This is a genomic window from Longimicrobium sp., from assembly GCA_036377595.1.
Lineage (GTDB): Bacteria > Gemmatimonadota > Gemmatimonadetes > Longimicrobiales > Longimicrobiaceae > Longimicrobium.
Window position 1 is genome coordinate 16,181 of record DASUYB010000143.1, and the last position, 24,288, is coordinate 40,468.

At 73.9% G+C, this 24,288-nt stretch carries 20 protein-coding genes and 1 riboswitch; of the genes, 2 read left to right on the forward strand and 18 right to left on the reverse strand.

Features of this window, described 5'->3' with window-relative positions:
* Positions 1-34 precede the first annotated feature (34 nt).
* The 11 genes from VF092_25325 to VF092_25375 all read right to left on the reverse strand — a co-directional run bounded on the left by VF092_25325 (position 35) and on the right by VF092_25375 (position 12,622).
* Positions 35-997, reverse strand: a complete 963-nt coding sequence (locus VF092_25325) for a glycosyltransferase family 2 protein (GenBank protein ID HEX6750633.1) — start codon at positions 995-997, stop codon at positions 35-37.
* Positions 998-1,022: 25 nt separating this feature from the next.
* Positions 1,023-2,282, reverse strand: a complete 1,260-nt coding sequence (locus VF092_25330; GenBank protein HEX6750634.1) for an ATP-grasp domain-containing protein — start codon at positions 2,280-2,282, stop codon at positions 1,023-1,025.
* 25 nt (positions 2,283-2,307) lie between these two features.
* Positions 2,308-3,354: a glycosyltransferase gene (locus VF092_25335; GenBank protein ID HEX6750635.1), complete on the reverse strand. Its 1,047-nt coding sequence runs from the start codon at positions 3,352-3,354 to the stop codon at positions 2,308-2,310.
* Positions 3,342-4,541, reverse strand: a complete 1,200-nt coding sequence (locus VF092_25340) for a glycosyltransferase (protein HEX6750636.1) — start codon at positions 4,539-4,541, stop codon at positions 3,342-3,344. Before VF092_25340 ends, VF092_25335 begins: the two co-directional genes overlap by 13 nt.
* Positions 4,538-5,998 (reverse strand): O-antigen ligase family protein, encoded by a 1,461-nt coding sequence (locus tag VF092_25345; protein ID HEX6750637.1) that lies wholly within the window; start codon positions 5,996-5,998, stop codon positions 4,538-4,540. Before VF092_25345 ends, VF092_25340 begins: the two co-directional genes overlap by 4 nt.
* Positions 5,999-6,341: 343 nt before the next feature.
* A complete protein-coding gene (locus VF092_25350; GenBank protein ID HEX6750638.1) occupies positions 6,342-7,085 on the reverse strand; it encodes a GNAT family N-acetyltransferase in 744 nt (247 codons plus the stop codon).
* A gap of 7 nt (positions 7,086-7,092) precedes the next feature.
* Entirely contained in the window at positions 7,093-8,103 is a 1,011-nt protein-coding gene (locus VF092_25355; protein HEX6750639.1) for a GNAT family N-acetyltransferase, read from the reverse strand.
* Positions 8,100-9,119: a hypothetical protein gene (locus tag VF092_25360; GenBank protein HEX6750640.1), complete on the reverse strand. Its 1,020-nt coding sequence runs from the start codon at positions 9,117-9,119 to the stop codon at positions 8,100-8,102. The genes VF092_25355 and VF092_25360 overlap by 4 nt, the downstream gene beginning before the upstream one ends.
* Positions 9,120-9,121: 2 nt before the next feature.
* Positions 9,122-10,159, reverse strand: a complete 1,038-nt coding sequence (locus tag VF092_25365; protein HEX6750641.1) for a glycosyltransferase — start codon at positions 10,157-10,159, stop codon at positions 9,122-9,124.
* 7 nt (positions 10,160-10,166) lie between these two features.
* Positions 10,167-11,198 carry a glycosyltransferase gene (locus tag VF092_25370; protein HEX6750642.1) on the reverse strand — a complete coding sequence of 344 codons (1,032 nt, stop codon included), beginning with the start codon at positions 11,196-11,198 and terminating at the stop codon, positions 10,167-10,169.
* A complete protein-coding gene (locus VF092_25375; GenBank protein HEX6750643.1) occupies positions 11,195-12,622 on the reverse strand; it encodes a hypothetical protein in 1,428 nt (475 codons plus the stop codon). Before VF092_25375 ends, VF092_25370 begins: the two co-directional genes overlap by 4 nt.
* Before the next feature lie 200 nt (positions 12,623-12,822).
* Here VF092_25375 and VF092_25380 point away from each other — a divergent pair, with 200 nt between their 5' ends.
* Positions 12,823-14,292, forward strand: coding sequence for a DUF362 domain-containing protein (locus tag VF092_25380; GenBank protein HEX6750644.1), 1,470 nt, complete (start codon positions 12,823-12,825; stop codon positions 14,290-14,292).
* 406 nt (positions 14,293-14,698) lie between these two features.
* Here VF092_25380 and VF092_25385 read toward each other — a convergent pair whose 3' ends face one another.
* The 4 genes from VF092_25385 to VF092_25400 form a co-directional block, all read right to left on the reverse strand.
* Positions 14,699-16,513, reverse strand: a complete 1,815-nt coding sequence (locus VF092_25385) for an Ig-like domain-containing protein (GenBank protein ID HEX6750645.1) — start codon at positions 16,511-16,513, stop codon at positions 14,699-14,701.
* Positions 16,514-16,623: 110 nt separating this feature from the next.
* Positions 16,624-16,714: riboswitch (cyclic di-GMP riboswitch) on the reverse strand.
* 420 nt (positions 16,715-17,134) lie between these two features.
* Positions 17,135-18,373, reverse strand: coding sequence for an aminotransferase class I/II-fold pyridoxal phosphate-dependent enzyme (locus VF092_25390; GenBank protein HEX6750646.1), 1,239 nt, complete (start codon positions 18,371-18,373; stop codon positions 17,135-17,137).
* Positions 18,373-19,434 carry a FemAB family XrtA/PEP-CTERM system-associated protein gene (locus VF092_25395; protein HEX6750647.1) on the reverse strand — a complete coding sequence of 354 codons (1,062 nt, stop codon included), beginning with the start codon at positions 19,432-19,434 and terminating at the stop codon, positions 18,373-18,375. The genes VF092_25390 and VF092_25395 overlap by 1 nt, the downstream gene beginning before the upstream one ends.
* Positions 19,416-20,279, reverse strand: coding sequence for an XrtA system polysaccharide deacetylase (locus VF092_25400; protein ID HEX6750648.1), 864 nt, complete (start codon positions 20,277-20,279; stop codon positions 19,416-19,418). Before VF092_25400 ends, VF092_25395 begins: the two co-directional genes overlap by 19 nt.
* A gap of 225 nt (positions 20,280-20,504) precedes the next feature.
* Between VF092_25400 and VF092_25405 the strand changes: the two genes are divergently transcribed.
* Positions 20,505-21,485: a VanZ family protein gene (locus VF092_25405; GenBank protein HEX6750649.1), complete on the forward strand. Its 981-nt coding sequence runs from the start codon at positions 20,505-20,507 to the stop codon at positions 21,483-21,485.
* Here VF092_25405 and VF092_25410 read toward each other — a convergent pair.
* The 3 genes from VF092_25410 to VF092_25420 all read right to left on the reverse strand — a co-directional run bounded on the left by VF092_25410 (position 21,479) and on the right by VF092_25420 (position 24,225).
* Positions 21,479-22,234, reverse strand: coding sequence for a L,D-transpeptidase (locus tag VF092_25410; GenBank protein HEX6750650.1), 756 nt, complete (start codon positions 22,232-22,234; stop codon positions 21,479-21,481). The genes VF092_25405 and VF092_25410 overlap by 7 nt on opposite strands.
* Before the next feature lie 81 nt (positions 22,235-22,315).
* Positions 22,316-23,065, reverse strand: a complete 750-nt coding sequence (locus tag VF092_25415; GenBank protein ID HEX6750651.1) for a PEP-CTERM sorting domain-containing protein — start codon at positions 23,063-23,065, stop codon at positions 22,316-22,318.
* A gap of 512 nt (positions 23,066-23,577) precedes the next feature.
* Positions 23,578-24,225, reverse strand: coding sequence for a hypothetical protein (locus tag VF092_25420; protein HEX6750652.1), 648 nt, complete (start codon positions 24,223-24,225; stop codon positions 23,578-23,580).
* Positions 24,226-24,288: the final 63 nt, after the last annotated feature.

The following is a 24,288-nucleotide window of genomic DNA, read 5'->3' on the forward strand; positions in this document are numbered from 1 at the left end:
TCCCGTGACGGTGAAAATGGAGATGCGGCTGCGGCTAGGCCGCGCGGAGGCCGCGCGGCAGCGCCAGCAGCGCCAGGTTCTTCAGCGCGCTGAGCCGTGCCCCGGCGAAGCCGGCCGCGCGGAGGTAGGCCGCGGCGGCCAGCCTGCGCCGGCCGTCGGCCGCGTCCTGCAGCCCCGCGCCCACCCAGGCGCGGCCGGTCCGGCGCCGCAGCGCCGCGCGCTGGCCGCGGGTCAGCGGCTCGCCGGCCAGCAGGCGGAGCGCGGCCAGGTGCGCGTGCGCCATGTCGGACAGGTCGCGGGTGGCGTTGTCGCCGTGGCGGCGGACCTCCACCAGCGGGTCGCGCACGAACGCCACGCCGCCGCGGCGAAACGCGCGCAGGCAGAAGTGCATGTCCTCGCAGATCCCGTAGCGCAGCCCTGCGCGCACCCGCGCCTTTTCCGGAAACGCCAGCCCGCGCAGCGCCTCGGCGCGGAACAGGAGGGTCTGCACCCACGCCGGGATCTCGCCAAAGGAGACCAGCGTGCTGAACGCGTCGCCCTCGATCCGCTCGCCCGCGCCCGCGGCGGTAGGCGTCGTCGGCACCCGCGCCAGCTCGGGATAGAAGGTGAACTGGTCGAGCGGAAACACGCCCTTCTCGTCGAAGCGCACGAAGTTTGAGAACACGGCGGCCAGCGAGGGATCGCCCTCCAGGACGCCGAGCTGGCGGCGAAGCTTGTCGGGGCGCCAGCGGTCGTCGGCGTCCAGGAAGGCCACGTAGCGGCCGCGGGCGCGCGCCAGCCCCTCGTTGCGCGCGGCGCTGATCCCGCGGTTGGGCGTGCGCACCACCTCCAGGCGCGGGTCGCGCAGCGCGGCCAGCACCTCGGGGGTGTCGTCGGTCGAGCCGTCGTCCACCACCACGATCTGCAGGTCGTCCACCCCCTGCGCCTGCACGCTTTCCACCGCCTCGCGGACGAAGCGCCCGTAGTTGTAGGTGGTGATGACGACGGTGGTGCGCATGGGGACGAAGGCGGTGGTGCCCGGGTCAGCGCCGGCGGAGCCAGTCCGCCGATTCGCGCAGGAAGGGAAGGGGATCGGACCAGCGGAATACCTCCGCCCGGCTCCCCGGCGCCGCCGCGGCGCGGAAGAAGTCGAGCACCGCGCGCATGCGCCCCGGCGCGCCGCCGGGGAGCGCCAGCTCGGACGGCGAGCGGCGGAGGCGCAGGAGGAGGTGGTCGACCTCACCCCACTCCCAGCGGCTGCGGATCCCCACGCGCCAGGGCGGCGGATCGCCCGCCGGTTTCGCATCCCCCACCAGCAGCGCGGGGAAGTCCACGCCGGCGTCGGCCGCCAGCTGGAGCGATCCCCAGAAGCGGCCGTTGATCTCCATCAGGTACGGCGTGCCGGTGGCCGCGTCGAGCTTGTACTCCACCATCGCCACCCCCTCCCACCCGAACTCGGCCAGCAGAGCGCGCGAGCGCTCCAGCAGCTCCGGCGGCAGCGGCGTGCTCTCGCGGTAGACGCTGACCCCGCCCGACGGCGGCTTCTCGCGGATGCGGCGGTGCGCGAACGCGGCGGCCACCTCGCCGTCGCGGAGGAGGAGGAAGACGCCGATGCCGGGGCCCGTGATCCGCTCCTGCAGCAGGAGCGGATACGCGGCCGCGGGGATCGTCTCCGCGATCGACGCGAGCTCGTCGGCGTCCGACGCGTACGCGACGGACGTCTTCACCCGCCGCCCGCCCGCGTCGGCGACCGAGCGCGAGGGCTTCACCACCAGGGGAAAGCGCAGCCCGCCGGCGGCCGCCGCGCACTCGTCCGCGTCGTAGACGGCGCGCTGCGCGGGGACGTGGATCCCCACCCGCGCCGCGACCGTGGCGACGGCGGCCTTGTCGCAGACGCGGCGGAACGCCTCCGCGCCGGGGAAGGGGATCTGGATCCCCGCGAACCGCTCGCGCCGGGGGAGAATCGCCAGCAGCGCCGCTTCGGAGACGGGGAGGAGCACGTCCGCGCCCCACGCCGCCGCGCACCCGGCGACGGCGTCCGCGAACGCGCCGGGGTCCGCCAGCGGGTCGGGGACGCGCGCCTGTCCGCGGCACCAGCGCGAGGCGCCGGCCAGCGACCGCGTGCGCGCCGAGCAGACGTGCACGCGGTGCCCCGTCGCGCCCAGCGACCGCACGATGGCCAGCGCCGCCCGCTGCTCGCCGTCCGTCACCAGCACCGTCGCGTGCGGGCGGCGCACGTCACGAGGGCGAGCGGGGCGCAACGACGTCTCCGCGGCTCCGCTGCGCATCTCCGTGACGGTCATGGACGGGGGATCGGGAGAAGGGGGATCACGCGCCCGCCGGCCGCAGCCCGCGGAGCGCGCGCTTCAGGCGGTGGAGCCCGCGCAGGACCGGCGGCGGCGCGAGCGACGCCAGCAGGAGCGCGGCCGACCGCGCCGTCGGCGCCGCGCCGCGGCGGTGGTCGCGCAGCGCGGCGCGCGCGCCACGGCCGTCCAGCGAGCTGAGCCGCGCGTACGCCAGGCGGAGCTGCAGCCGCGCGCGGCCGCCGCGGTAGGCCTGCGTCTCGGCCGGGGTGAGCGCCGGCCGCAGCCGCGCCGCGCGGTCCAGGATCTCCAGCGCCAGGGTCACCAGCCGCGCATCGCCTTCGGACGAGACGATGGAGGCGTGGCCGACGCGGTAGTCCAGCAGCGCGTCCAGCACCACGGCCACGGGCGCATCCGCCGCCGTGCGGAGGAAGAACTCGGTCTCCTCCGCCGCCCGCAGCGACTCGTCGAACCCGCCCACGTGCTCCACCAGCGCGCGCGCCACCACCGCGGACGACGGGAGCGCCACGTTCCCCTGCAGCAGAAGGCCGAAGGCGTCGCCCGTGAACACGGGGACGGCGCCGCCGGCCGTGTGCACCGTCTCGCCGCGCAGCCAGCGGCCGAAGTGCGCCTCGGGCGGCGCGCCGCTCTCCGCGAACACGGCGAACACGCGCGGAAACCCCAGGTGCGGCGCGGGGAGGGGCCGCCCCTGCGGGTCGATCAGCCCGCACCCGCTCACCGTCCATGCCGCGCCGGTGGCCTCGAGCGCGGCCAGTTGCACCTCGAGCTTGCGGGGGCGCCATACGTCGTCCGAGTCGCAGAACGCGATCCAGTCGCCCGCCGCCTCGGCGATCCCGCGGTTGCGCGCGGCCGACAGCCCGCGGTTCTCCTGGCGGATGGTGCGCACCGGCGCGGGAAAGCGCGCGCAGACGGCCGGCGTGTCGTCCGTCGACCCGTCGTCGACGATGATGACCTCGAGCGGCGGCACCGTCTGCGCCAGGATGGAGCGGACGGTGGGCTCCAGCAGGTCGCCGCGGTTGTACGCGGGGATCACCACGCTCACCGCAGCCACGCCGCGCCTCCTTCCGCCGAGGCCGCAAGCGCCGCCTCGTCGCGCCCCGGATCGGACGATGCGGCGCGTGCGCGGCCGCGTCTGCCCGCGGTGACGGCGTGGTACAGCCGCTCGTACGCGCGCACCTGCGCGTCCACGCTGAAGCGCTCGCACGCGGCACGCGCCGCCGCGGCACCCAGCCGCGCGCGCAAGGCGGCGTCGCCGTGGACGCGGGCGAGGGCGTCCGCCACGGCCCGCGGCGAGCCGTTCTCCACCAGCAGCCCCGTCGCCCCGTCGTCCATCAGCTCCTCGGGGCCGCCGCAGCGCGTGGCGACGACGGGAAGCCCCATCGCCATGGCCTGCACCGTGGAGAGCGAGAAGCCTTCGCTGCGCGAGGTCAGCGCGAACGCGTCCGACGCGGCCAGCACCCCCGCCACGTCCTCGCGGAAGCCGGCGAAGGTCACCCTCTCCCCGATCCCCAGTTCCGAGCGCCGTGCGAGGAGATCGTCGTACAGCGCGCCCTTCGCCTCGCCCGCGATCACCACACGGAGGTCGGGGACGCGGTCGCGGAGGAGGGCGGCGGCGCGCAGCAGCACGTCGTAGCCCTTGGCCTCGCGCACGTTACCCACGGCGGCGATCACGAACGCGTCGTCGCCGATCCCCAGCTCGCGGCGGAGCGACGGGTCGCGGCGCGGGGTGAAGCGTGTGGGGTCGATGCCGTTGGGGATGACCTCGGTGAGGCCGGCGCGCAGCCCGCCCTGGGCCAGCACCTGACGGCGGAGGGCCTCGGAGACGAAGACGACGCGGCGCAGCCCGCGGTTGAGCAGCGCCGCCTTGAGCGCGCGGTGGCGCTCGACCGACAGGTCGCCCGCGCCGTGCAGCGTGGCCACCGCGGGCGTGCCGGTGACCGCGCCCACGATGCTGGCGGTGACCGCCGGGCCCAGATAGTGGCCGTGGATCACGTCCACCCGCTCCGCGCGGACGAGACGGGCCAGCCGCGCGTAGTAGCCCACCTCGAAGGGCCGCAGCGTGGGGACGATGACGGGCTCCACGCCGCACTCGCGCAGCCGCGCGTTGATCCATCCCTCGTCGGGAACGACGGCCACGGAGCGCCAGCGGTCGGCGTCCAGCCCGCGCACCAGGTCCACGAGCACCGTCTCGGCGCCGCCCGGGCCGCCGGTGTTGATCAGGTGCAGGACGGTCTTCATCCCCAGCCCCCGCCGCGCCCGGCCAGCGCGGCGCGCGGCTCCGCGGGCGCGAGCTGAGGCCCAGCCGGCTCCTCCGCCTCCGCCGGCGCCGCGGCGGCGCGCTTGCGGGCGTCGAGCGCCGCGTTGTGGAGCGCCGAGGTCAGGGCCAGGTTGATCCAGAAGAACGGGTAGTACAGGACGGTGACGAAGAAGCCGCTGGCCAGGAACCCGACCAGCGCGCCGTCCAGCCCGTGCGCGCTGTCGTGCAGGAAGCGGTTGCCTCCGCCGGGAAGCGACTGCGCGATCTTCCGCGTGCGCCGGTTCACCACCAGCGTGGCGCCGATCATCCCCACGAAGCCCAGCAGCCCCGTGTACCCCATCTCGGCGCCCGCCTCGAGGAAGATGTTGTGCGGGAGCGCGCGGTATCCCCAGTTGGCCTGGTGGTAGTCGGGCCAGTTGGCGTATCCGATCCCCAGCACCGGGTAGTCGCGCATGATCTCGCGTCCGCGCTTCCAGTACTCCTTGCGATTGACCGAGGTGTTGTCGGTGCCCGCGGTCTGGAAGCGCGCCTTCTGCTCGGGGGGGAGGATGACGAGCACGAACACCGTCAGCAGCGCGGTACCCAGCAACGCGCGCGCCCGGTAGCGGCTCTTCAGCAGCATCCACAGCGCCACCGCCGCCAGCCCGAGCACCGCGCCGCGCGAGCTCGAGGCCACGATCCCCGTAACCGCCGTCACCGCCATCGTCCAGAACAGCGCCTTCGTCAGCTTTCCCCAGTGCGGCGACAGCGCGGTGACGAAGAAGATCACCATCGGCAGGTAGATGCACATCTGCACGCCGAACTCGCCGGAGTTCTGGAACCATCCCGGCGCGCCCGTGGTCCCCCAGTCGCGGAAGATGAAGCCGTCCTGGGCCCACGAGCGGGTGCCGTGCTGCGACATCTTGAACGAGTAGACGAGGAAGCTCAGCAGGAACACCAGGAAGCGCCGCTCGGTGTTCACGATGCTGGAGATCAGCAGGTAGATCAGAACCCAGGAGAAGTACTCCTGCAGCTTGGCGAACGACGCCTCGGGCTTCCACGCGAACACCGACGACGCCAGCAGGACGACCGTGTAGGCGCCCAGCATGGCGTCGGCCACCGTGTGCAGGCGGATCCGCCCGCCCTCCAGCACCAGGTAGGCGATGACGGTCAGGATCACGCAGATGAGCGCCCAGGGCGGGCCCACCAGCGAGTCGTAGATGGACTGCGGGCGGACGTACTCCAGGAACAGGTAGCCGCAGATCAGCCAGAACGACGCCGGCTGCGTCTTCAGGAACTCCCAGATCTCGCCGGGGCGAAGCGCGTACAGCGCGTCGGCGGCGCCGGCCGCGGGCGCGGCCCGCGCGGCGGCACGGGAGCGCGCCGGCCGGCGCCCGCGCCTGAAGCCTTCGTACGTTGCGACGATCTCGGCGGCGGTGACGTTGTGGGGTGCGTCCATGCGGGGGTCGGGTCGGGGAAGGCGGCCCCGGGAGGAATGCGTGGGCGCCCGGCCGGCGCGCGCGTTGGGAGCACGACGCGCGCCCGCGCGGGGCGCAGGCACGCCCGTCCGCCGCGCCGCCCGTTCCGCGCGCCCGTCCAGCATCCGCGCGGAAAATCGCCCGGCCACGGCGATGCCGCCCGCGCCTGCCCGGGACGCACGTCACGCTGAGTGATGCGCGCGCGCAACACCCGTCGCATCCCCGCGGCGGAGCGGGGAGGCGCGGGCGGCGAAGTCCAGCGCGCGCATTAGCTTCCCCATGTCGCCCCGCGATCCGGCGGCGGATCGGGAGGATCCGGGGGCGTCAGGCGACGCCGGCGGCGATCTCCGTCGCCTGGGGAGAGGGGGCGGACGGAGCCGCCGCGAGCAGCTCCACCCCGTGGCGGCGGAAGAGCGCGGCCGCGGGCTCCAGCGGCCGCCAGCGCACGAATCCGCGCAGCGGCGGCATCTCGACCACGGTAAGCACGCCCACCGCGCGGAAGCCGATGCGCAGGAAGGTCCGCGCGGCGGGGAGGTTGTTCAGGTAGCACTCCGCCCACACCCGCTCCACCCCCTCGGCGAACGAGCGCTCCAGCAGGTGGTGCATGGTGCGCTTGTTCAGCCCCGCGCGGCGGAACGCCGGCGCCACCCCCGCGCGGAGAATGCGCGCCTCGCGCTCCAGCATCCGCCCGTAGTAGGTGGGAAAGCCCTCCGCCGTGCCGAACTGCATCCAGCAATAGCAGGCGACGTCTCCGTCGATCGTCCCCACCACCGCCTCCTCGCCCCAGCCGAAGGGGGCGTGGAAGGTGTCGGTGAGGCCGGGATACCACGCGGCGTCGATTCCCCCACGGAAGCGCTCCATCTCCGCGAAGGTGCGCACGCGGTGCAGCTCCAGTGGCGGCCCCTGCGGCCGCGGCGCCGCGGCGAACCCCGCGGGCGTGGCCGCGAAGACGAGCTCGCGGCGCCAGAGCGTGCTCTCCGCCAGGAAGCGCAGCTTTCCCGCGAGGCCGACGTAGCGCGGACCGGTGAAGCCCTTGCCGCGCAGGCGCGCGGCCACGCCGCTCAGCACGCGCGCCTCACGCGGGCTGGGCGGCGGGCTCCGCGGCGGTGCGCAGCCGGCGGAAGTGCCGGTCGCGGTAGATGCGCCGCGCGGTCTGCAGGAAGGGGAGCGCGCTGCGGTGGAAGGTCGGGTGCGGCACGTCCCCGCCCCCGAACTTGTTCTTGAACTGGCTGGTGCCGCCGCACATGTCGTACGCCGCGATCCCGTTCTCCGCGGCGAAGCGGATCACCTCCCAGTGCAGCGCCTCGTTGGGGCACAGGTGCTGGTGCCGCAGCCAGCTGGCCGCGCCCCAGAAGTAGATGCAACGCGCGTCGTAGGGGAACAGCCCCGCCGCCAGCACCTCGCCGTCCTTCCGCGCCCAGAGCGGGAGGAGGCGCCCCGCCGGCGTCAGCCGCTCGAACAGCGAGCGCGGGCGCTCGATCCCGAACGGCCGCACCATCCCCTGCTTGCCGTAGACCTCGCCGAACTGGTCGTAGAAGTGGTCAACGATCGCGGGATCGTCCGTCCGCTCCACCACCACGCCGCCCTTCTCCGCCTTGCGCACGCGGTTGCGCGCCTCGCCCCGCAGCGCCGCCCACGCCTCGCCGGGCGACGGGGGGACGGGAACGAGGTGGGTGACGCCGTCCTGCACCTGGAATCCCATCTCCGCCATCATCCCCTGCTCGAGCGAGGGATGGCCGAGCTCCAGGTGGAGGAAGTGGCGGGGTCCGGAGAGGCGGACGAGCGCATCGATCACCTCGCGCATCTCGATCCCCTCCCGCACCAGCGGCCCCATCCAGTTCGTCCCCGTTCCTCCCAGCGGGCTGCCGTGGATGGGCACCATCATCCGCGTGATGCGCAGCCCGCAGTGCACGCCCACCCGCTCGCCGTCGCGGACGATGTCGAAGCAGGCGATCCGCCCGTCGGGGTGGATGTCGAGCACGTGGTCCAGCCAGGCGCTCTCGTGGAAGAGCGTCTTGCCGGGATACGCGCGGACGACCTCGTCCCAGTCCGCGGGACGCCCGGGGAGCGGCACAAAGCGGATCATGCGGCCGCGCGGGTGCGGGGGGACGGGAACCGCGCGCGAAGCAGGGTAACGAGGTGTCGCATCTCCAGTCCCCACCGGGTGATGGGCGAAATCTCCGCCGTGCCGCGGGCCGCCAACTGGTGCTCGAGGATGGCGGACGCGGGGACGAACCAGCCGTCGCGGCCGGCCACGTGCCGCAGCGCGTCCTCCACCTCGGGATCGACCCGGCCGCCGCGCGCGAACCCCTTGCCCAGATGCGTGGAGAGGATGCAGGCGCCGCCTTCTTCCACGAGTCGATCGACGGCCGGGCGCGTGACCAGCCGCTTGAACGCGGCGGCGTCGGGCGCGTCGGCGGTGCTGAACCAGTGCTGCACCCACGGCGTCGACCCCAGGCGATACGGACCGTGCGGAGGGATGGCGCCGGAGTTCAGCACGGGGAAGGTGAAGCCGCGCACGAACCTGAAGCGCGCGCGGCACGCGTCGCCCCAGAAGCGGGGAGAGGTGGCGACGTGCCCGTCGAACCGCGGCCGCCGCGCGATGCGCTCTGCGGCGAGCAGGGGAAGGCGGAGGAGCGCCGTGCGGTAGCGGTGCGCGCCCCAGTACAGGTTCTCGCCGTTCTGCCCGTGGTTGCAGTGAATGGACATCGGCGCGCCGACCTGCTCGTCCAGGAAGCGCAGGCCGCGCAGCGTCCGCTCGCGGTCGCTGGTTTCCATCGTGGCGCCGTGGAAGGCGAGTTCGAACCCGCGCTCCACCAGCCCGCGCACGAAATCGAGGTATTCGGGATCCTGCAGCGTCGCCCCCGCGAAGTACAGGTCGCTTCCCTCCGGGCAGTCCAGCGGCCACGCCGTCTTCGTGGTCCGCATCCCCAGCGAGTGCAGGAGATCGTAGACCGGCCGCACGTTCTCCACCGTGGCGTCGTCGGTGTCGTCGAGGATGGTGAAGGCGAAGCGCTTCCCGCCCGGATACAGGCCGCCGCCGCGAACGGCTGCGTCCGCGGCGGACGAGGGAGAGGGCGGGGGAGAGAGGACGGCGGACATCATCACTCCGGCACCGCGGGCGCGACGGCCGCCGCGGGGAGCGCGCGACCGCGCGGCGTGGCGAGGAGGTCGTCGAGCTCGCGGACCAGGTCGTCGCGCAGCCGCTCCTCGCCGCCCAACGACAGGGCGAAGCGGCGCCCGCGTTCGCCGATCTCCGCGCGGAACGCCGCGTCCAGGGCCACGCGGGCGACGGCGGCGCGCAGCGCGTCCGCATCAGCGGGCGGGACGATCGCGGCGACCGTGTCGTCCAGAACGTCGCGCGTGGCCGCCGACTCGGTGATGATCACCGGCTTCCCCATCGCCATGGCCACCAGCAGCGTGCTGATCCCCGACGGCGAGAGCATCCCGGGGACGATGGGAAGCACCACCGCGCGGCAGCGGGCGATCCACGCGTTCCACGAGGCGGGCGTGCCGTCGTCCGCCACCCGCTCCACGTTCTCCGGCCAGTCGACGGCATCCTCCCGCGTCCCGTGCTCCTCCACGCGTCCCCACGGCGCCAGCACGACGCAGCGGTGCGGCGATCCGCGGAACGCACCGCACAGCGTGGTGAAGTCGCGGTTCGATCTCCCGCAGGCCAGGAAGAACCCCTCGTCCACGGTCTCCGTCCGCAGCACCTGGTCGTGCGTGTTGACCTTGAAGGGGACGTAGCGCACGCGGTCCGGCGGGATGGCGTAAACGCGGCGCAGCTCCGCCGTGTCGCGGAAATAGAAGACGAAGCGGTCCACCGCGCCCAGCAGCCAGCGGCGCACGGCAAAGCGCATCCGGCCGCGCGCGGCTTCGGGGCGGGTGAGCACCAGGTCGGCGGAAAGGATGCGGCAACGGGCGAAGGGGAGGAGCTTCTTCGCCGCGCAGAGCAGCAGGAGCGAGCGCACGTCGATGTTCAGCAGCGCCGCGTCGTACCGCCACACCGCGAGGCAGCGCGCGACCGCCCGCCACCCGCGGGCGCGGTCCGCGCGCACGGGCGTGACGGCGCGGCCGCCGAGCGTGCGGCCGTCCAGCCACGGCGTGTTGGTCAGCACGCGGAGCGGGGGCGGGCTCATCACCGGCTCACTTGCGGTAGCGGCGCCCCTTCCCGGACGCGATCAGCGCCAGGGAATGGAGCCGGGCCCAGTAGTACAGCCAGTACAGGGCCAGGTTGGGCGCCAGCGCGGCCACCCGCCGCGCCTTCGCGCAGCGGTACGCCACCGTGGCCGCGGGCACGGCCAGCTGCAGCGCCAGCGCGCCGCCCAGCGCGGCGGGGAGGGGAACGCCCGGCCGGAAGAGGAGCGCCACGCCAGCCAGCGTGCAGGCCAGATGCGCCGCCATCATCGCCAGCGGCCGGTCGAACCGCGGGCCGCCGACGGTGGCGAACATCCCCAGCCCGTGCCACACGGTGCGGCGCCAGAACTCCCGGATCGAGCGCGGGTTCCCCAGGTGTACCACCGACACACGCGCGCATTCCCAGATGGGGAGCCGCGCCTCCAGCAGCCGCCGCCCGATCTCCGAGTCCTCGCCCGTGGCCAGGTCTTCGCGGAACCCGCCGACCGCGTCGAACGCCGCGCGCGAGATGAAGAAGTTCGCCGAGTTGAGGTAGTGCACGAACCGGTCGCGGCCCACGAAGTGGAGCGCGTCCCAGGCCGCCTCGATCCAGTGCCCCCCTTCCGGCGCCCGCGCCTCGCACCCGGTGGCGGCCGCGCCCGTCCGCCCCAGCGCCGCGATGGCCTCCTCGAGGTAGCCCTCGGGGACCAGGCAGTCCGCGTCGACGAAGGCGAGGTACGCCCCGCCGCCCTCGCGCGCGCCGGCGTTGCGCAGCGCCCCGATGCTGCCACCTTCCCGCCGGATCACCCGCACCCCGTCCGGCTCCAGGCTGCGGAGGAACTCGTACGAGCCGTCGGTGGAGCCGTGGTCGACGTACACGACCTCGGCATTGCCCCAGCACCGTGCCGCCGCGAGCACCGACGGAACGGTGTCGCGCAGGTAGCGCATGGTGTTCAGCACCGGCACCACGAGGGTGACGCCCGCCGCGCGCGTCTCCACGCCGGGCGCGCCGGATGCCGCGGCGCGGGCCTCGTCCGCCGCGGGGAGAGAGACCGCGCTCACGCGGCGGCCTCCCACGCGAAGCGGCAGCCGTGCTCCACGCGCGACACCACCCAGCGGAACTTCCCCGAGCGCTCGCGCGGGATCGAGTCCACGCGCTCGATCTCCACCGCCATCCCCGCGCCCAGCCGCGCGGCCAGTTGCGCCACCAGCGCGGCCTCGTCGCCGGCGGTGAACGCTTCGCCCGCCACCAGCTTCACCTGCAGCCGGTCGGCGCGGTCCTGCACCAACTGCGACTCCCGGATCTGCGGATAGGGCTTGAAGGGATGGGTGAGCACCGAGGGCGAGATCATCCGTCCGTCCGGCGTCACCACGATGTCCTCGGCCTTGGTGGTCACCGGCTCGATGCGCGCCAGGGTGCGGCCGCAGGCGCAGGGCTCGCGGCGGATTGCGGTCACGTCGCCCGTGCGGTAGCGCAGCAGCGGCATGGCCGTGTTGTGCAGCGACGTCCCCACCAGCCAGCCGGGCGTCCCGTCGGGCACCGGGTTCCCCTCGTCGTCCACCACCTCGGCCACGCCGTACTCCTCGGCCAGGTGCTTCCCGTCGTGCGCGGCGCACTCGGTGGCGAAGAGGGTGCGCTCGGCGTGGCCGTAAAAGTCGAACGGCACGCACCCGAACGCGGCCTCCATCGCCTCGCGCTGCACCTGGTGCAGCGTCTCCGACGAGGTGAACACCGCGCGCAACGGCAGCGTCTCGCCGCGCGCCAGCAGGTGCCGGGCGAGGATGAAGAGGGTGGAGGGATACCCTTCAAGGAAGCGCAGTCCGCGGCGGCGGATCTCGTCCACGTAGCGCGGCAGGTGCTGCGGGGACAGGTGGAACGACGAGAACCAGACCTGGCGGTGGACCGCGTTCACCCGCCAGAACGGCGGGCGGGCGGCGTCCGTGGGCACGATCACCCGCCCCAGGAGGAGGCCGATCCAATCGCGCTCGCCCATTCCGCCCCACGCTTTCTGGCGGCGGTCGACTGCGTCGTTCATGACACAGGTGTTGCGGGTGTACCACAGGGAGAGGGGGGATCCCGTCGTCCCGCTGGTGTGCCCGTGCGCCCAACTCCGCCCCGGCCGGGGCTTCGTCCAGAGTTCCGCCGCCCGCCCGCGCACCGTCTCCTTGTCCAGCAGCGGCAGCCGGGGGAGGTCGGCGACTCCGCGGACGTCGGCGGCGCCGACGCCGGCTTCGTCCATCACCCGGCGGTACCAGCGACTGCGCTCGTACGCCACGCGCACCACCTCGCGCAGGCGGTCGTCCTGCCACGCGCGCAGCCGCTCGGCGGGCCAGCGCTCCGACTCGGCCAGCAGCGCCACGGCCGCCCTGTACGGCGCGCCGCGGCGGTAGGCGGAGATGCGAAGTCCATAGGCGTTCAGCAGGAGCGTCTGTGCCCAGGCGGGAGAGCGCCGGTACAGCGCGTCGGAAGAGATCGAGAGGGGCATCCGGACGGGAAGGGCTCGGGAGGACCGCCGCCGGCGCGCGGCGGCGGCCGCCCTGCGGGGCAAGGACGATGCCCGTTCCGCCCCACGCGCAGCCGCGTTCGGGGCGCGAGGCACGGATCTTCCGCCCCGTCGCCGCCGGGCCGCACCCCTCCCCGGAGCCGCCCGCCCCGCCACTCCGCTCCCCCCGGGATCCGACCCTGATGAACGTGGTATCCGTGTGCCGCGACGGCGCCTTGGCGTACCCCGCGCCGCACGACCACTCGCCGCCGGAGCCGTTCCCCGAATCGCCCTTCCCCGGCGCGCCCCCGGGTGGCAACCGCGTCTACGCCCTGGTCCGCCGCGCGCTGCAGGCGTCCGGCGCCGATGCGGGCCGCTTCGGCACCCCCGCGTGGAACCCGCTGGGCGAGTGGATTTTGCCCGGCCAGCGCGTGTTCGTGCTTCCCAACCTGGTGGTGGAGCGGCGGCCGGGCGAGCCGGAGGCGGACTTCCGGGGGAAGTGCACGCACGGCTCGGTGCTCCGTGCCGTGCTCGACTACGCGGCGCTCGCCGCGGGCGGGGCCGAGCGGGTGCGGTTCGGCAACGCGTCGCTGCAGTCGTGCGACTACGCGTCGGTGGCGGCGGAGACGGGCGCGGCGGCGGTGGGCGCCTTCTGGGCGGAGCACGACGGTGACCGCGGCCCGCTCGACCTGCGTGCCACGGTGACCCGGTGGACCCGCTTCGGCGCGTTGCTGGAGCGCCGGACACGCCACCCCGAAGACGTGGTGCACGTGGACCTGGGGGCGGACAGCCTGCTCGACGAACTGTACCGCGGCGGCCCGGCGCCGGAGTTCCGGGTGGGCGACTACGACCACCGCGAGATGGCCGAGTACCACGCCCCCGGCCGCCACGTCTACGCAGTGCACCGGGCCGTGCTCGAGGCCGATGCCATCGTAAGCGTACCCAAGCTCAAGACGCACGAGAAGGTGGGGATCACCTGCGCGCTGAAGGGCACCGTGGGCGCCATCGCCCGCAAGGAATGCCTGGCTCACCACCGCAAGGGCGGTGCGGGGCAAGGTGGAGATGAGTACCCCGGCGGCACCCCCGTCCACCTGCTGGCGTCGGAGATGGCGGACCGGGTGACGACGATGGACGCCGGAGTGGGCGCGAACCTGGTCCGGGTAGCCAGCAAGGGGCTGTACCGCGCGCTGCGCGTGGGGCCGGGAATCATGGCGGGGGGATGGCACGGCAACGACACCGCGTGGAGGATGGCGCTCGACATCGCCCGCATCCTCCGCTTCGCGCGGGCGGACGGCACGCTGGCGTCCACGCCGCAGCGCACGCACCTGGTGCTGGTGGACGGGATCGTGGGCGGCGAGGCGGAGGGGCCGGTGTATCCGCGCGGCAACCCCTGCGGGGCGGTGGTCTTCGGCAGCGACCCGGTGTGGGCCGACGTGGCGTGCGCGCGGGTGATGGGCTTCGATCCCGCCGCCATTCCCCTGGTGGCCCGGGCGCTCGACCCGCTGCCGTACCCCGCGACGGAACTGCGCGAAGGTGACGTGCACGTGATGGTGGACGGAAGCCCCGCCGGCCTGGAGGACCTCAACCGGGTGCTGGAGCGCGGCTTCGTTCCGCCCAAGGGATGGAAGGGACATGTGGAGGCCGGCCGCCTTGGGACCGCCGCGATCGACTGAGCGCCGCCGCAACCGTTGGAGTCCGGTGGTCAGGAGACGTGGTGGACCTATCCCCTCGCGCAATCCCCAGGATGTCTCAACAGCATTGAATCTCACGGAGGGAACAGAGGGAACGGAGGAAATCAGGTCGGTCCTCCCTTCCCCTCCGTTCCCTCCGTGTGGTTTATTTTTAACCGTGATTCGAATAGCACGGTCATCCGTCGAATCCGGGCTACGCGGAGCCGCGGAGGACGCGGAGACGAACCCTCGTGCAGTTCTCCGTGTTCTCCGCGTGAGGAAAAGCAGCTCTCGACTCCGCACGGTAGCCTGACCCGAAGGGGATGAGCCGGCTCCGGAGGCGCAATGCACCACGGCCCGGGATCCGATCGGGATCCCGGGCCGCCGCGCGTGAGAGCGTCCGCGCCGCTTACGGCAGGCGCCCGGTCGAGAGGCTCACGTTGTCCCAGTAGCGATACTCGTCGAAGGTCCCGTTGTAGTTGACCTGGTCGCCCACCATGAAGTACCGGAAGCGCTGGGCCGACGGGCTGTACGTCCACCCGGGGTCGCTCCAGCGGAAGTCCGTCTTCTCGTACAGGAGCCGGCCGTCCACCCAGATCCGCACGATGCCGTCGCTGGACGTGTACGCGGAGTTGAGCGTGATCTGCATCTCCACCTGGTACCAGCGCCCCGGCTGCAGCGTGCCCAGCTCCGGCGACATCACCTCCACCGCCCGCCCGTCGGTGCCCACGTAGCCGCCCGAGAACTTGAGCGCGTATCCGAACGAGGTCAGGATCGCCCAGAACTCCGGCACCCCGGTGCTCAGGTCGCGCTGCCAGTACAGCAGCTTGCGCGCGGCCTGCTCCGAGCCCGCCAAGGGCGGCGCAAAGTACACGTCGCCGCGGAAGAAGATGCTCTGCCCCAGCCCGATTCCCGGCACGTACTCGGCCCCGAACGAGCGGTTGAGGTCGGCCGCGGTCCCCGCGTAGTGGATCTTCACCACCTTGCCGTGGCCGCCGCCGGTGGGGTCCGTCGCCACCGACAGGTCGTTGGGCGCCTGGGTGTAGGGGTAGACGTACGGCAGCAGGCTGCCGTTCTCGAAGTCGCTCGAAGCCAGCACCGTGGCCGTGCCCGGGGTGCCGCCGCTGGTGGCCGTCTTCACCGTCACCGGCGCGGTGGCGGTCTTCCCCTCGGCCGTGGCGGTGATGGTGGCCGAGCCGTCGGCCAGCGCGAACACCACGCCCAGCGGCGACACGTTGGCCACCGTCGGGTTGCTGCTGCTCCAGGTGACCACGCGACCGGTCAGCGCGGTGCCGTTCGCGTCCTTGGCGATGGCCGAGGCCTGGGCGTTCTGCCCGGGCGCCAGGGTGAAGGACGAGGGCGATATCGAAAGGGTGGCGATGGGCGTCTGCTGCACGCTCACCTGCGACTGCCCGGCCGCGCCCGACGCGGCGGTGGCGGTCACCATGGCGCTTCCCTCGGCCACGGAGTGGACCACGCCCGACGGGTCGACGGTGGCCACGGCCGGGTTCGACGACGCCCAGGTGTAGCTGGTGCCGGGCACGGCCGAGCCGCCGGCGTCGGAAGCGACGGCCGACAGGTTGAGCGTCTGCCCGGTGGCGAGGGTGACGGCGGCGGGCGAGATGGCCACCGCCGTGACGAGCTGGACGACCTGGATCATGGACGTGTCCGCCTTTCCGCCTGCGGCGGCCACCACACGGGCAAGGCCGGTGCCGCGGGCGCGGACCAGCCCGGCGGGGGTCACGGACACGACGGTGCTGTCGGCGGTGCTGAACGAGGGGACGGCGTTGACCTGCTTCCCGGTTCCGTCGTAGGCGGTGGCGCTCAGCTGCACGCTGTCGCCGATGGCCTTCAGGATGTATGCGTCGGGGGTCACCACCACGCTGGCGATCTGCCTCGGCTTCACCCGCACCGTGGCGGTGCTGGCGGCCTTGCCGTATACCGCGGTGACGGTCGCCTCGCCGTCCTTCAGCCCGGTGACGTTGCCACTGGCATCGATCGTGGCCACGGAGGGCGCCGAGGTGCGCCACTCGGGCGAGCCGCCGCCCGACACCGTGGCGGTCAGGTGCGCGGTCTCGCCGGGCGCCAGCTCCACCTCGGGCGTGGCGATCTGGATGAAGACCTCGCGCGTGGATCCCACGGCCGAGCCGCTGCCGTCGCATGCCGCCAGGGCGGCCGCGGCGGCGGCGGGGATCACGATACGAAGCTTCCGAAACAGGTTCATCTTTCTCGTCTCCAGTCCAATTGCTGTCGGTTGTCCGACCGGACCGGCCATTTTCCGCCATGACAGACGGGGCCGCCGGGAGGGACTCCTCGCTAGGGGAAGTCGACCTCGCTGGCGGCCCGGCGGACGTGGCAGGACGAGTCCCGCGGTAGTCCCGTAGCTCTGCGTCGCCGCCTTTCGGCGGTTTTGCTCTGAGCAGCTGTGTCGAGGGGCGTGCCCGACCCGGCGCCCTGGATGGCGGGCGCGCGGTGGGCCTCGGGTTGTCGAGTTTTGCGGCAAAAAGAAAAGCAACGGGCATTCCAGCCCGTTGCCTGTGCGCTCGCCGCTGCGCAAGTGCTTACATCACAAGCAGTTGCAAAGATATTGCAGAAGCATTTGTTTGTCTACCCCCCTCTTGCATGCCGCAACGATTCACGCAAAACGACCACGCGAAATGTGATACGTGGTCGCCCGTGAAGTGCTCGCGGACCAGACTGCCGCGGCACTGCTTATCGAAGCATAAGCTCAGGAAAAAGAACGTATTACGCAGATGGGCGAAGGTCGCGGAGAATCGAGCCCCTCTGCTACGTCAGTTGCTGCGCGTGGGGACGGTCTTCCATGATCCGGAGGTGAGGGAAGGGACTACACGTACACCGGCGGCTCGGTCGGATCGACGTCCATGCTGCCGTCGAATCCGCGCGCGGGAATCGGCGGCGTCGTGCCGCCGTGGAGCATGGAGACGATCGCCTCCAGGTCACGCGGCGTGAGACGGGAGTGCGTCGGAAGGGTCACCAGCCGCGCGGCGAGCTCCTCGGCGCCGGGCCAGCGCCGCTCGGGGCCGGCCAGCCGCGGCCGGACGGCGTCGAGCGAGCCAAGCGGCGTGGGATAGCCGCGGATGACGCCGAGCCGCGCCGCCTCCGCGGGGAGCGCGCGGTCGAGGAGGACGGGGAGGCGGAGGAAGCCCGGGTCCGCGCCGTCGACCGGGCGCATGCGGCGGATGCCGGGGATGCCGGAGATCGCGTCCAGCAGCGCGCGCGCGTTCCGGCGGCGCGCGTCGGCCTCGCGCTCGGCGGCGGCGCGGGTGCGGCGCAGCAGGACCGCGGCGGTGCGGGGAAGGGCGGACGGCGGGCGGGGGGGATGGTACACCGTCTCGCCCAGCGCCAGCCCGGGGACGGCGGCGGGGAGCGCGTACAGCGACGGCCGCCCCAGCATCCACTGCGCGGCCGCCACGGCGACATTCGCGAACTCCTCCATCGTCCCCGCCGCGGGGATCGCGGGGAGCTCGATCTCCGCCGCGCGGGAGAGGAGCGCGCCGCCGCGGCCGCCGGTCCATCCCTTCCCGCGCCCGAAGCTGAGGACCGACAGCGCGCCGAATCCCCCCGCCGCCCGCCCGCGCCACGCCGCGCCGTGCCCCTGCGCCGCGTCCTCGATCACTATCGCCCCGTGCTTCTGCGCCAGCGAGAGCACGTCCCTCCACGCCGGGGGATATCCGTACGTCCACGCGGCCACCATCACGCGCGCGCCCGCCGCCAGCACGCGCTCGAGCGAGTCCAGGTCGGGCGAGAGGGTGAGCGGGTCGACGTCGTACAGGGCGATGGGCACGTCCGCGCCCACCGCCGCCGACGCCACCTCGAAACAGGTGTACGCGGGGAGGGCCACGGGCGCGGAGGCGTCCCCCGCGGCAGCGTGCGCGGCGGAGACGGCCAGCTGCAGCGCCTGGGTGCCGCTGCCACAGAGGAGGCCGGACGCCGCGCCGTGCCGCGCCGCCAGCAGCGCGAGCAGCCGGTCGGCGCCGCCGCGGGCGGGGCGGAGCGCGGCGCCCGTGGCGGCCAGCAGCGCGCGCGGCGCCAGCGGCGAGTACGCGGCGAGCTGGCGGCGCATCAGGGGAAGTGGCGGGAGAGCGCGGGGCCCAGGCGGTTCGCGACCGCCATCGGCAGGCGGCGCCAGGCGGAGACGGCCAGCCGGTACGCCGCGCCGTCGGCCGAGGGCGTCCCCGCGTCTCCGCCGGGCGACCAGGTGATCCAGGGGAGCACGGCCTCGGTGCCGCCCCACTGCTGCTTGAAGCGGTGCGTGGGGCCCCCCGGCGTGCATCGCCCGAACGAGAACACGCGCTGCCCGCGGGCGATCGCCTCGCGCATCAGCCCCCAGTACAGCAGCATGTTGGGCGCGGCCGCGTTGTGCTCGCGCAGCGACGACGCCCAGGTGATCTCCATCTCCCCGCCGGAAAGGAGACAGCAGGCACCGGCGACCGGCTCGGCGCCGCGGTACACGGCCGCGAACACGGTCTCGCCGCCGAAGTGCCGGGCGATCGCGGCGAACCAGGGGCGGGGGAGGACGGGCGTGCCCAGGTCGCGCATGTTGCGCGCGAACACCGCGTAGAACGCGTCGAGCTCGCCGTGGCCGCAGCGGAACTCCATCCCCTCCTTCTGCGGCCGCTTGATCTGGCTGCGGAGCTTGGCGCGGAAGCCCTTCTCCCACAGCTCCTCCGCCGTGCCGGGGAGGGCGAGGTAGCTGCCGACCTTGCGCGGCGGCGCCGTCGCGGCGGGGAAGGGGAGGTCCGCGCGGAGGCGCAGCTCCAGCACCTTCGCGCCCGATCGCTTCGCCTCCTCCAGCGCGTGCGTGGCGAGAAGCGCGCGCGCCTTTTCGTCCCCCAGCGGTCCGCCGTCGTTCAGGAAGGGCATGGAGACGAGGTGGTGGCCCGTCAGCCGGCTGCGCACGCGGACGAGGGGAAGCACGCCGCGCCACTCGCCCTCCTCGTCCTCCGCCGCCCAGAGCAGCGTCTCGTGGCCCAGCACGTCGGCCATCACCGCGCGCCAGGCGGCCCGGTGGCAGAGCGTGGCGCCCTCGCCGCCGCGCACGAACGCGTCCCACCGCGCCGCGTCGTCCGTCGCCGCGACGCGGAGCGTGGAGGCGGGCGCGGCGGTCAGGCCGGGAGCGGGCACGGCGCCTCGGCGGGGTGCGGGGAAGCGGCGAGCCCGAGCGTGCGGGCGATGGGCTGGAAGCGGAACTCGCCCAGCAGGCGCCGCAGCCGCGGGACGGTGCGCGTCAGCCCGCCGTAGTGGCGCAGGCGCGTCTTCGGCGACACGCGGAAGCGCGGCTGCTCCGGGTCCAGCTCCCACGGGTGGATGTAGAAGGTGCCGGGGACGCCGCGCCGCTCCGCCTGCCGCAGCGCGTTGGCCACGACGCCGAACGGCAGCAGACGCAGGAACGCGCCGCCGCCGGCCGGAAAGACGCGCCCCGCGACGCGCAGGGTGGCGGGGGGAAGCTCGTGCAGCGTCCCGGCCTCGCGGGCGATGCGGTGCGGGTCGCGCGCGTCCGCGGGCCAGCCGTGGCCACGGCCGGGAAAGACGCTGGAGTCGTACGCGTAGCCCTCCTCCAGCAGCGCGTCGAACGCCCACGCGCGCTCGGGGGTGATGGAGAAGCTCGGCGCGCGGTACCCCAGCACCGGCGCGCCACCGGCGTCTTCCAGCGCCGCTTTCGAGTCACGGATCGACGCTCGGAACTGCTCCGGCGTCAGCGACGACACCCGCTCGTGGCCCCACCCGTGCGACGCCACTTCGTGCCCCGCGGCCGCGACGTCGTGCACCAGCGCGGGGAGCCGCGCGGCGACCCAGCCGAGGACGAAGAAGGTGCCCGTCGCGCCGTGCCCGGCGAGCAGGTCCAGCAGCCGGCGCGTGGACGCGTCGACGCGGCTGGGGAGGCGCTCCCAGTCGGCGCGCGGCACGTACGGTTCCAGCGCGTGGACCTGGAAGTGCTCCTCGACGTCTACCGTGAAGTGGTGATTCATGATGGGCGGGTGGCGGAATCCGGCGGATGGCGCGCACTACCCGCGTGCACGGAGCGCGCCCGCGATCGCCCGGGGCCGCCGCGATGGCGATGTTGCCGCGCTGGCGCCGAATCTCCGCCCTTCTCGCGATCCGGAGATGGCGCGGGGAGAAGCCCGTCTCCGCCCGAAGGTGATGCATGGATGCAACACCCCCTCGAACCGACGATCCTGATCTCCCCGTCTCGCTTGAAATCGCCTGATCGGCTGCAGCGTCTGGCCTCCCTCGCCGTCGTCGCCGCCGTGCTGGCGGCGGTGCTGGTGCAGCAGCCGGGCGAGGGCGCCGCCGTCTCCTTCTGCGTCGCGTGTGGCGAGCGCGGGGTGGCGGACGCGCTGCGCAACCTCCTCCTCTTCGTTCCCGTGGGGATGGCGGCGGCGGGATGGTTCCGCGCCTCCGCGGCCACCGTGGCGGCGTGCGCGGCGATGTCGCTGGGCGTCGAGGTCGCGCAGTTGTGGATCCCCGGACGCGATCCGGCATTGAGCGATCTCCTCTTCAACACCCTCGGCGCGGCGGCGGGCGTGGCCCTGGCGCGCTCGCGGGCGGCGTGGCTGCGTCTCCAGCGGCGCGCGGCGGGGCGGCTGTCGCTCGCCTGGGCCGCGCTGGTGTGGATCGCCGTTGCGGCGACGGGGGTGCTGCTCGCGCCGCCCGCGGGCTCGCAGCGCAGGGTGACCGGGACGCGGGAGGGAGACGACGTCGTGCTCCACGTCTACACTCGCGCGGCGCGGGTCCGGCTCGACCAGCCGGTCGTGCGCTGGCGCGATGCGTACGCGGGGACAGCGGCGGACGCGGCGGATCCCCCGGTCGCCGTGCGCGATCGGGGCACCTGGTGCGCACGGGCAGGCTCGCGGCAGCGCTGCGGGCTGGGCGCGACGGCGGGCGGCGGCTGGTCGGTGCTCGCCTATCCCGACGCGCTGGCGGCGCGGTTCGGCGCGCTGGCGGACGCGGCGTGGGTGGCGCTCCTCTTCCTTCCGTTGGGATTCTGGTTCCGCCGCGGCCGGATCTCCGCGGTCGCGGCCGCCAGCGCGCTCGGCGCGCTCGCCGTCATCCCCGTGGCGGGGATGCTGGCGGGCACGCCGGCGCTGGAATGGGCGGGAGCGGGCGTGGGGATGATGGCGGGCGCGGCGCTCGCGCGACTGGCCAGGCCGGCCGCCGGGGGGGACGCTCAGTAGACGTACACCGGGGTGCCGACCGGGACGCTGCGGTAGAGGAACTCGAGATCCGAATCCAGCAGGCGCATGCAGCCGTGCGTGGCCGGCCGGCCCACCGACGCCTCCTCGGGGGTGCCGTGCAGGTAGATGCCGTTGCCGGTGTCGAGCTTGTAGTTGCCCAGGATCCCCGGCATGCTGCGGTTCACGCTCCCCGGCGGCGGCGCGAAGAGGGTGTCGCCGAACACCGCCTCGTCGCCGCGGGCCACCGGGTGCCAGCTCCCGTCCGGCGCCACGCGGCCGACCACGCCTCCGCGCGTGGTCACGTATCCCCCCTCGGCGACGGGGACGCGCTGGCCGCCGCGCAGCCAGACCAGCTTCCATCCCTGCAGCGCCGCCAGTTCGATGTAGTGCCAGTCGGGCGCCGACCACATCGGGTTGCGCTCCTTGCCGATCACCCGGCGCACCCCGCGGGGGGTGGTGAAGTCCCACGACTGCCCCTCGTACTCCATCACCACCTCCTTGCCGACGGCCACCGGCGCGGTGTAGAGCATCGTCTGCCCGTCCATCAGCCAGAGCTGGCGGTCGTCCACCGACACCAGCACGCGCAGCCCGGGCGCGCTGATGGCCTGCTGGCGCAGCGGGGTGACGGGGCCCGGCGCGGCCTCGGGGCCGGGGAGCACCGACCGGCCCAGCAGCGCGGGCTGCGCGGCGGCCTGGGTTGCGGCGAGGGCGAGCCCCGCGAGCGCGGGGAGCAGGGTGGGGATGCGCATCGGGCTCTTCACTGAACGGGCGCGGCGGCCGGGTGCGCGACGATGCGCCCGGCCGCCCCGCGCTTCTTCGTTCCAACCGGCCTACTGGCCGTCGCCTTCCGTGTCGCGGCGCGACGTGTCACGCTGCTTCTTCCGCCGGCGCGCCGCGGCCACGGCGGCCAGCCCCGAGCCCACCAGGATCAGCGTCGACGGCTCCGGCACCACCGGCGGCGGAGGCGGCGGCGGTGGGGGAGGGGGCGGCGGCGGCGGCGGCGGCGGCGGTGGCGGCGGCGGCGGCGGCGGCGGTGGCGGTGGTGGCGGCGGCGGCGGCGGTGGCGGGGAGTCGTTGCTGTCCCCGCCGCCAATGACGATCCCGCCGCCGATCAGGGGGATGAAGCCCCAGAACCAGGGGAACCCCCGCTTCTCGATGGCCACCGGCTCCACCGCGGTCGGCGGCGGCAGCGCGATCGGGCGCACGGCGTTGATGGCCACGGCGTCGACCCGGGGCGGGCGCGCGGCCACGTAGCAGATCGTGAGGTCCTTGCACACGCGGTACTTCAGCGTGTCGGGATCCACCGCGTCCTGCGGGGCGGCGTCGAACCGGGCCTGCTGGACGAAGCTGGCGAAGTAGTCGCCCAGCGTGGCGGGCTGGCCCGTGCGCACCCCCGCGGGCGCGGACGCGAGCGCCAGCGTGGCCGGCGCCGCGTGCGCGGGTGCGGGGGCCGCCGTGGACGCGCCGGCGTCACCGCCGTCGGCCGCGGACTCGGACGGACCCTGCGCGGCCAGCGGGGCCACCGTGGCGAAGGCGGCGGCCAGCAGCAGGCGCGGCAGGATGATGGGGCGGAGGGCCATGAGGACCTCGTGGGTGGCGACAGGCCGGGCCGCTCGGAAACCGCCATGCGGCGCCGGCTCGGCACGAATGCAGACGGAACGTCTTCGCCGCACCCCGAAGCAACGCCGATACCACCTCTAAATGCATGTGAAACCAAGGATTTTCCTGCCCCGGGTGTCGCGCCGCCGCCACAACCGCGCGCTGCCCGCAACGCCGCACCGTGACAGTCCCGCAACAGTGGAGGGCGGAACGCCGTGGCGCGGAGTGCGCGAAATCTACACAAATGGAGCGGCGCGAACGGAGCAGTCGCTGGTGTTTTCGATCGATGAAGAGATCGATTCGGGTCGTGCTCCTGAACCGCCGGGATGATCCGTTTCGGGGAGAGGGTGATCAGGAGATCATGATCGCGGATCGAATCTGGGGATCGGGAGATCGGGAAGGAGATTAGATCGGGCGATCGGGACCCCGGAGATCGCGATCCGGTGATCGGAATCGAGGCGGGATAGAGATCGAATCCCGTCGATGCCGTGGGTCAGGTGAACCGGTGATCGGAGAGAGCGCGCGCGAGCTCGCGGATGCAGCGGTCGATGCGCTCGTAGCTGCGGATGTACGCGTCCGTGCGGCGCCCCCACGGGTCGGAGATGGAGCGCGTCTCGATCGGCTCGGGATCCAGGTCCCCGAGCACGACCACGTCCGCCGGCTCGCGGTCGAAGCCGCGGATCACGGCGCGCGCCTGCTCGGGCGTCATCACCACCACCAGCGCCGTCGCGTCCACCCGCTCGCGCGACAGGAGCGATGAGCGGTGCGCGGAGAGGTCGATCCCGCGCGCGCGGGCGGCGGCCAGCGCCTCGGCCGGGGCGGGGCGGTCGGGGCCGATGAACCCCGCCGAGCTCACCTTCACCCGCGCGCGCGGCAGGTCGGGGAGCGCGCGGAGAAAGGCCCCCGCCGCGTACGGGCTCCGGCAGATGTTCCCCTGGCAGAGGAAGAGCACGGACGCGGGAAGACCGCGCTCCCGCAGCTGCCGCAGCGCGGCGCGGCGCCGGCCGGTGTGCAGCGCGCGCTCGGGCGCGTGCCGCACCCACTTCAGCGTGCGGCGCAGCGGCGGCCAGGCCAGCGTGGCGCGGAGAAGGCCCTCCCGGCGGGCGGCGACGCCCGTGTCGAGCGGGGTGGAGGCGTTCACGGCGGTGGGATGCGGAAGGTGGGCGGGCGCGAATGCCCGTCCGGCGGGAACTTCCGTGCCGGT

Coding starts and splice junctions, on each gene's coding strand:
- VF092_25325 (HEX6750633.1), bottom strand. CDS start 997: ATGCGCACCACCGTCGTCATCACCACCTACAACTACGGGCGCTTCGTC.
- VF092_25330 (HEX6750634.1), bottom strand. CDS start 2,282: ATGACCGTCACGGAGATGCGCAGCGGAGCCGCGGAGACGTCGTTGCGC.
- VF092_25340 (HEX6750636.1), bottom strand. CDS start 4,541: ATGAAGACCGTCCTGCACCTGATCAACACCGGCGGCCCGGGCGGCGCC.
- VF092_25345 (HEX6750637.1), bottom strand. CDS start 5,998: ATGGACGCACCCCACAACGTCACCGCCGCCGAGATCGTCGCAACGTAC.
- VF092_25355 (HEX6750639.1), bottom strand. CDS start 8,103: ATGATCCGCTTTGTGCCGCTCCCCGGGCGTCCCGCGGACTGGGACGAG.
- VF092_25360 (HEX6750640.1), bottom strand. CDS start 9,119: ATGTCCGCCGTCCTCTCTCCCCCGCCCTCTCCCTCGTCCGCCGCGGAC.
- VF092_25365 (HEX6750641.1), bottom strand. CDS start 10,159: ATGAGCCCGCCCCCGCTCCGCGTGCTGACCAACACGCCGTGGCTGGAC.
- VF092_25375 (HEX6750643.1), bottom strand. CDS start 12,622: ATGCCCCTCTCGATCTCTTCCGACGCGCTGTACCGGCGCTCTCCCGCC.
- VF092_25380 (HEX6750644.1), top strand. CDS start 12,823: ATGAACGTGGTATCCGTGTGCCGCGACGGCGCCTTGGCGTACCCCGCG.
- VF092_25385 (HEX6750645.1), bottom strand. CDS start 16,513: ATGAACCTGTTTCGGAAGCTTCGTATCGTGATCCCCGCCGCCGCCGCG.
- VF092_25390 (HEX6750646.1), bottom strand. CDS start 18,373: ATGCGCCGCCAGCTCGCCGCGTACTCGCCGCTGGCGCCGCGCGCGCTG.
- VF092_25400 (HEX6750648.1), bottom strand. CDS start 20,279: ATGAATCACCACTTCACGGTAGACGTCGAGGAGCACTTCCAGGTCCAC.
- VF092_25410 (HEX6750650.1), bottom strand. CDS start 22,234: ATGCGCATCCCCACCCTGCTCCCCGCGCTCGCGGGGCTCGCCCTCGCC.
- VF092_25415 (HEX6750651.1), bottom strand. CDS start 23,065: ATGGCCCTCCGCCCCATCATCCTGCCGCGCCTGCTGCTGGCCGCCGCC.